5 protein-coding genes, 1 tRNA gene and 3 pseudogenes are annotated in these 6,413 nt (G+C 61.1%); 6 read left to right on the top strand and 3 right to left on the bottom strand.

Annotation, left to right across the window (positions count from 1 at the left end; translation table 11 throughout):
• Positions 1-65 precede the first annotated feature (65 nt).
• Positions 66-167 (bottom strand): annotated as a pseudogene (locus ABDZ36_RS00405) (IS5/IS1182 family transposase); the annotation flags it as partial.
• A gap of 341 nt (positions 168-508) precedes the next feature.
• Between ABDZ36_RS00405 and ABDZ36_RS00410 the strand changes: the two are divergent.
• Both ABDZ36_RS00410 and ABDZ36_RS00415 read left to right on the top strand, forming a co-directional pair.
• The gene (locus ABDZ36_RS00410; protein WP_211313707.1) at positions 509-1,027 is read left to right on the top strand and encodes a hypothetical protein; all 519 of its coding nucleotides are present in this window, start codon (positions 509-511) and stop codon (positions 1,025-1,027) included.
• Positions 1,028-1,109: 82 nt separating this feature from the next.
• Positions 1,110-1,253, top strand: a pseudogene (locus tag ABDZ36_RS00415) (IS5/IS1182 family transposase); the annotation flags it as partial.
• A 709-nt stretch (positions 1,254-1,962) separates the two neighbouring features.
• Here ABDZ36_RS00415 and ABDZ36_RS00420 read toward each other — a convergent pair.
• Positions 1,963-2,035 (bottom strand) — tRNA-Arg (locus tag ABDZ36_RS00420).
• A 58-nt stretch (positions 2,036-2,093) separates the two neighbouring features.
• Positions 2,094-2,396, bottom strand: a complete 303-nt coding sequence (locus tag ABDZ36_RS00425) for a Sec-independent protein translocase subunit TatA/TatB (RefSeq protein ID WP_211313708.1) — start codon at positions 2,394-2,396, stop codon at positions 2,094-2,096.
• A 94-nt stretch (positions 2,397-2,490) separates the two neighbouring features.
• Between ABDZ36_RS00425 and ABDZ36_RS00430 the strand changes: the two genes are divergently transcribed.
• The 4 genes and pseudogenes from ABDZ36_RS00430 to ABDZ36_RS00445 form a co-directional block, all read left to right on the top strand.
• Positions 2,491-2,967: a redoxin domain-containing protein gene (locus ABDZ36_RS00430; RefSeq protein WP_211313709.1), complete on the top strand. Its 477-nt coding sequence runs from the start codon at positions 2,491-2,493 to the stop codon at positions 2,965-2,967.
• A 73-nt stretch (positions 2,968-3,040) separates the two neighbouring features.
• Positions 3,041-3,871 carry an HD domain-containing protein gene (locus ABDZ36_RS00435; protein WP_343749145.1) on the top strand — a complete coding sequence of 277 codons (831 nt, stop codon included), beginning with the start codon at positions 3,041-3,043 and terminating at the stop codon, positions 3,869-3,871.
• Positions 3,872-4,009: 138 nt separating this feature from the next.
• Positions 4,010-5,302 (top strand): MFS transporter, encoded by a 1,293-nt coding sequence (locus ABDZ36_RS00440; protein WP_211313710.1) that lies wholly within the window; start codon positions 4,010-4,012, stop codon positions 5,300-5,302.
• 269 nt (positions 5,303-5,571) lie between these two features.
• Positions 5,572-6,348, top strand: a pseudogene (locus ABDZ36_RS00445) (YeeE/YedE thiosulfate transporter family protein); the annotation flags it as partial.
• Positions 6,349-6,413 lie beyond the last annotated feature (65 nt).

The following is a 6,413-nucleotide window of genomic DNA, read 5'->3' on the forward strand; positions in this document are numbered from 1 at the left end:
AGTTTCGCAGGCTCGTGGATCGAAAATCACCTCGACGGATTCATTCAGAAGTTGCGTTAGTCACTACCGTTGCCGGCTGGATGGCTGATCTGCATCAGCGCCGCATCAGTAAGTTTTCGTGCTATCGAGACAGCTTGTTTAACGAAGCGGAAGAGTACCTTTTGCACACCTGTACTCTCCCGCTTCACTTCCAACGTTCTAACGACTCATCCCGACGCTGTCTGCGGATTCAATAGAGCCTATCATTCAGAACCTAGCACAGGAACACCCCGAAGTCTTTGAGGAAACCGACATCTCTCCACAGGACTACTCTCGCAACCTCGACACCGCCATCCACTCCCTCGACGGCTCAATCAAAGCCAAGCGAGGCAAAGACAACGAAGACGTCGTTCGAGAAGTCTTCCTCGAACCCGCACAAGACAACGGAAACCTCACTTTCACCGACCAACGAGGAAGCGAGCGAATCGACTTCAAGGGCACAATCCAAGCGACAGGTAACACCTTTGCGATGGATGTCAAGGGTGGCGAGGGGCAATCCATCGGCCACCTCCTAGTTCCCTCCAACTCCGACTATCTCACCCTCTGGAGCGAGCGCAATTCTCGAAACACCAAATCCCCCGCTTCACGCCTGAATGAGGTAATCAACCGAGCTGTTCGGTGGAGTCTCAACCAAGCTGAAGACCTGAATCTAATGGTCGTGCGAGATGAACCTGCTGGAGCAAGGACGGACGACGGCAAGGTTATTCCCGATGTTATTGTCTTCCCTACGGAATTCCCCACGCCAGACAACCCACAGCCCGAAATGCCCGCTGTGGACGATATTGAATTCGCCCGAGTCATCTTCAAAACCCTCACTGGCAACGGCGACCTCCACTCTGAAGAAATACAGAAACACATCTGGTGGCACGAACTCGAATACCGCGCCGCCGAAGAGAAAATCGACAAGCGAATCTACAACGATTATGACAACAACATCACCCTCACCACCCAATCCATCGAATTCGAACGCATCTCTGATGTAGAGTAACACGAACTAGGGGTTTACTAAACCGTCGAGGGTGTCATAGAACGGTTAGCACACCAAAGAGCAGGGTGAATGCTGAGGTGGAATGATCTCAGCGACCCTGTAGGATGATCCTTCGGTAGAGTCATTCTTCAATGTCGAGGAGACGGAGACGCTAGCGGTGTTCGGGCATCTTCCCTTCGAGTTTCTCGAAAAGTTGGACGTGTTCTCCCCGGCGAAGACAACCCGGAAGTACCGTGGTTACGGTGTGAGAAGAGTTCTATGACACCCTATAACTATAGTCCGAACTACCCCCCTGTTAATGGCGAGACACCGGATGAAGACAAAGTTGAGATGAAGGATCTCACGGCGATGCAGATGACGAATGTCGTCGAGATCAGCGAACAGGACTATCCCGAACTATTCGTGGCCGACAACCAGCCGGCTTGAGCATCTGCCTCCCGCTGGCAGAAGATGCAGGGCAGGGTTATTGAAGCCTACTTTGACGAGTACGGAGTCTAATCCCTCTCATCCTTTAGCGTAATACAGGCCGTCATTTTACTCGTCAGGTCTCTTCGCACCTGTGACGCTTCGAGAATTACTTCCGTTAAAACACAGATAAAAGGGCTCACTTCGTGAACGTTCGACTTGCTGAAAGACTATGTCATTGGTGATTTATAGTGAGAATAACGTATCAGTCCGATGAATCTTTAATTTTGTCGGATGGAGGTGGTATTCAATGCTTATCTCTATCATTGAGATCTTAGAGTGGTAATTTCAAGTGAATGAGTGTACGGTGATTTTATTATTATTGACTGGGTTATTTTGGATGAATCATATGACCGTGTGCACCCGCGTCATCGGCGATAATGGAATTACCACCGGAAATGGTGGTGTCCGGACGGCCATTATGCCGCTGTCCGGCGATTTCGTCGGATGCTCACCGTCCATCAATGCAGCGGGCGTGACGGGATTTGAACCCGCGATCTAGCGGTTAGGAACCGCTCGCCGTATCCGCTTGGCCACACGCCCCGTGGCGGTGGCTACGCGATTGAGGATGAAAAACGGTTGCTCTTCGTCGCGGCGGCGTTTACTTGTTCTTCGACGTGGTGCTCTCGGACTCCGACTCGGTGGTCTTCGTCTCGACGTCGGAGGCGCTCTCGACGGTCGTGTCGCTCTCCGTGGTCGTCTCGGATCCACTCTCGCGGACGTCTTCGAGTTCGTTCTCAAGCTCCTCGCGGCCGCGCTGGAACTCACCCATCGCCTGCCCGGTCGAGCGCGCCAATTTGGGGATCTTGTTCGCGCCGAAGAGCAGTACCGCGATGAGCAGGACGAGCGCCAGCTCCATCCCGCCGGGGAAGCCGCCCAGGAACAGTGGGGTACTGATGTCCATCTCTACCACACCGTAGCAAACTGCTCGTTATAGGCCTTTTGCTCGTTGTACCGAGAGCGCAACCATGATACCGGATGCGCTCGAAACGCCGCGTATGGTTGATGTTGGAGACGACGCACCCGACTTCACGGCACCGCTCGCCGACGGCGACGTAGACTCGTTCACGCTCTCCGAGGCGGTCGGTGACGAGCCGATCGTCCTGGCTTTCTACCCCGGCGCGTTCACGGGCGTCTGCACGGACGAGATGTGCACGTTCCGCGACAACCTCGACGCGTTCGAGGACGTCGGCGCGACCGTCTACGGCGTCAGCGTCGACACACCCTTCGCGAACAACGAGTTCCGCGCTCAGAACGACCTCACCTTCGACCTCGTGAGCGACGCCGATGGCGAGGCCATCGAGGCCTTCGACGTCGTCGACAACGACTTCGCCGGCCTCGGCTACGCGGCCGCGAAGCGCTCCGTCTTCGTCCTCGACGCGGACGGCGAAGTCACCTACAAGTGGGTGACCGACGATCCCGGCGTCGAGCCGGACTACGACGAGGTCGAAGAGGCTGCCGCCGACGCCGCGTAACCCGACTCGTCAACGCGCGAACAACGATCCCGACCCCACCGTCTTTTTAGCGTGTCCGACCCCATATCCGCGTATGAGTGACAGCGATATGGCCGAGTCCGTAGACGAGTCTCGCGGACTCCGAGAGTACGACCCGAGCGCCGACCACGCGTTCCCGGACGGGACGCTCAACGACGTTCTCGCGTTCCTCGAGAACGACCCGGAGGTTGAGACGCTGCTCGACGCGCAGAACGTCAATCCGGTCACCCGAAAGGGGTACAACGATCACGGGACGAAGCACGTCGAGATCGTGCGCAATCGCGCGCTGCGCCTCTACGACCTCCTGAAACGCGGCGGCGTCGAGTTCAACGGCGCGGCCGATCAGGGGCTTGATGAGGCGGACGAGCCGGTCATCGTCGCGCTCGCGGCGACGCTTCACGACATCGGCCACGTCGTCCATCGCGACGAGCACGCCTACTGGTCGATCCCGCTTGCCGCCGACATCCTCGATCGGCTCCTCCCGGAGTTCTACGACGTCGCGGGTGCCGTCCGCGTGAAGGCCGAGGTGCTCCACGCGATCCTCTGTCACCACACCGAGGAGCAACCGCTGACGCGCGAGGCGGGCGTCATCCGCGTCGCCGACGGCCTCGATATGGAGCGCGGGCGCTCGCGCATCCCCTACGAGCGCGGTGGTCGCGGGATCAACACGATCTCCAGTCAGGCCATCGAGTCCGTGACGCTCCGCTCGGGCGACGAGGTGCCCGTCCTCGTCGAGATCCGCATGGGGAACGCCGCGGGCGTCTACCAGGTCGACAACCTCCTGAAGGAGAAGCTCCACGAGTCGATGCTCGAATCCGATATCCGCATCGTCGCCGTGAACGTCGGCAGCGACGACGACCAGCTCGTCGAGCGCATCGAACTCTGAGCGTCAGCGCCCGATAGACGGCGGACGCGGGCGCGAGCGACCTCGGCGACTCCCGCTCCGTGGTCCCCGGAATCGACCCCCGTGCCGTCCGCGTGTCGGGTCGCTTATGACCGTCAGCGCGATAGCTCCACGCACGACGTGTCCACGACCGACGGCCGCCTCGGCGTCTTCGCCGACCGGGAGTTCATCGCCCTCTCCGGCACCGCGTTCGCCCGCGCGCAGGCGTACTCGACCATCCTCATCGCGATCGCGCTGTTCGCGGACGCCTTCGGCACCACCGGGTTCGTCGAGGGGCTCTTCGGCACCGCGTTCGCTGCCGTCCAGCTCGTCATCGTCCTCCCGCTCGGCCGACTCGTCGACACCCGGAACGCGAAGCGGTTCCTCCTCGTCGGCCTCCTTCTCAACGTCGCGACGTTCGTCGGGTTCATCTTCGTCTCGAACGCCATCGACGTCATCCTCGTGCGGATGCTCCAAGGACTTGGCTCCAGCGTCCTTTGGATCACGGGTTCCAGCGTCGTCGGCGAGATCAGCCCCGACGGGGAGCGCGGGCGCTGGCTCGGCTCCTACAATCAGGTCGCCGCGTTCTCCAGTTTTGCCGGCGACCTCGTCGGCGGCGCGCTCCTCTACACCTTCGACACGTCAGTCACGTTCGTCCTCCTCTCCGGCGTCACACTCGTCGCGTTCGGCCTCGTCTACGTATATCTCCGCGACGACCCCGGCGGGACGATGGACCCCGAGGAGGCCGGCGGCATCGAGACGCTTCGCGACCTCCTCGCGCGCCCGATGGTCAACTCCCTCGTCATCTTTCGGTTCGCCTTCAGCGTCGGGAAGATGGCGGTCATCCTCTTCCTCCCGATCTACGCACGCACCGCGTTCGGGGTCTCCGCGGTCGGGATCGGCCTCCTGCTCGCCGGCGGGAAACTCATCAAAGCCCTCCTCCAGGGGTGGATGGGCGACCTCACCGACCGGCTCGGAAACGAACAGTACTTCGTCCTCTGCGGGGCGCTCACGTACGCCGTCGGGACCGCGCTCATTCCGTTCGCCGGCCCCGCACAGGCCCTCCTCCCCGCGTTCGACGTCGGCGCGTTCGGCCACACGATCGGCCTCGACGGCGCGTTTCTCACGATGTTCGTCGCCTACGGCATCATCGGTGTCGCCGACAGCATTCGGCTTCCCGCGAGCATGTCGCTGTTCGTCGAGGAGGGCGAACGCCTCGACTCCGTCGCGTCCGCGATGAGCCTCCGGTCCATCGCGTGGAAGGTCGGGCAGGTCGTCGGCCCCGTCCTCGTCGGCGGACTCAAGGACGTCTACGGGATGGCCATCGCCTTCTGGACCGCCGCCGCGTTCATCGTCGTCGCCAGCGCCGCCTTCCTCCTCATGTACCGCTACGGGCACCGGGTGACGGGCGCGGAGCCGACGGGTGCAGAATGAACCAACCACGAGGTCAACTACCAATACGAATGCGTTCCTCCCCCCCACTCGCTCCCTATGGTCGCTTCTTGAGGAAGGGGACTCCGCGCTACCGCTTCAGTTGAAAACCCGAGGTCGCTTTTGCGAAGTAGATTGCTGGTTGGATAGAGCTGGGCCGACAGACTTCGGAACTCTCTGCCGGATCCATCGACGATGCGTCATCGGTGACGGCGTGTCCGTACCGTAATCCGGCCCGTTATGCCGCAAAAGCGGATACCGTGGGTACAACCGTGGTATCACAACTACTCATCGCGGCCGTCGTTGGCCTCGGAATCGGTGCCTGCCTCCAGAAGGGCCGATTCTGCTTCGTCAACGCCTTCCGCGACCTCTTCGCGTACAAGGACACGCGCGTCACGAAGGGTGTCATCGCCGCCATCCTCGTGACGATGGTGTTTTGGGGGACCGCCTATCAGTTCGGCTACTTCCAGGGCTTCTGGACGCCCGGCTGGGGGCTCACCGGCATCATCGGTGGGTTCGTCTTCGGCGTTGGAATGACCTACGCCGGTGCCTGCGCCTCCGGGACGCTCTACCGCGCCGGCGAGGGGTACGTCCAGTACTGGCTCACGCTCCTGTTCATGGGCGTCGGCTACGTCGCCTTCGTGATCGCGTTCCCGACGCTCCAGTCGACGTACTTCTCCTCGTTGACGTTCGGCGAGGGAGTATCACTGTTCCAGATCTCCCCGGTTCCAGCCGGTCTCCTCGCGATTGGGGTCGCCGTCGTCGCCACACTCGTCTACGCGACCGTCCTCGGTCGGCAGTACATCGGCGGGAGCGAGCGCGGGACCGCCGCCTCGGCCCGTCCCGCGACGATTGTCGGGACGCCGATCGTCGGCCTCCAGCGGCTCGCCGCCGGTACGCGAACGTACTTCGCCGGCGTCCGTGCGGCGTGGCGCGACCCGATCGCCTCCAGCAAGCGCCCGTGGGACCCGCGGAGCGCCGCCCTCGGGATCTCGGTCTTCGCGCTACTCTGGTTCACCACCGTCTCGATCGTCGGCGTCACCGGGCCCTAGTGGTTCACAGAAGATTTAGGTGTATTCTGAGTTGGTAGGGCAATGACAGGACGAGAGAAAGA

This window comes from Halarchaeum salinum (genome assembly GCF_039520965.1).
GTDB classification, from domain to species: domain Archaea; phylum Halobacteriota; class Halobacteria; order Halobacteriales; family Halobacteriaceae; genus Halarchaeum; species Halarchaeum salinum.

Bases quoted from the DNA above. Each gene is read 5' to 3' on its own strand.
- ABDZ36_RS00435 (WP_343749145.1), top strand. From the start codon at position 3,041: ATGAGTGACAGCGATATGGCCGAGTCCGTAGACGAGTCTCGCGGACTC.
- ABDZ36_RS00425 (WP_211313708.1), bottom strand. From the start codon at position 2,396: ATGGACATCAGTACCCCACTGTTCCTGGGCGGCTTCCCCGGCGGGATG.
- ABDZ36_RS00410 (WP_211313707.1), top strand. From the start codon at position 509: ATGGATGTCAAGGGTGGCGAGGGGCAATCCATCGGCCACCTCCTAGTT.
- ABDZ36_RS00430 (WP_211313709.1), top strand. From the start codon at position 2,491: ATGGTTGATGTTGGAGACGACGCACCCGACTTCACGGCACCGCTCGCC.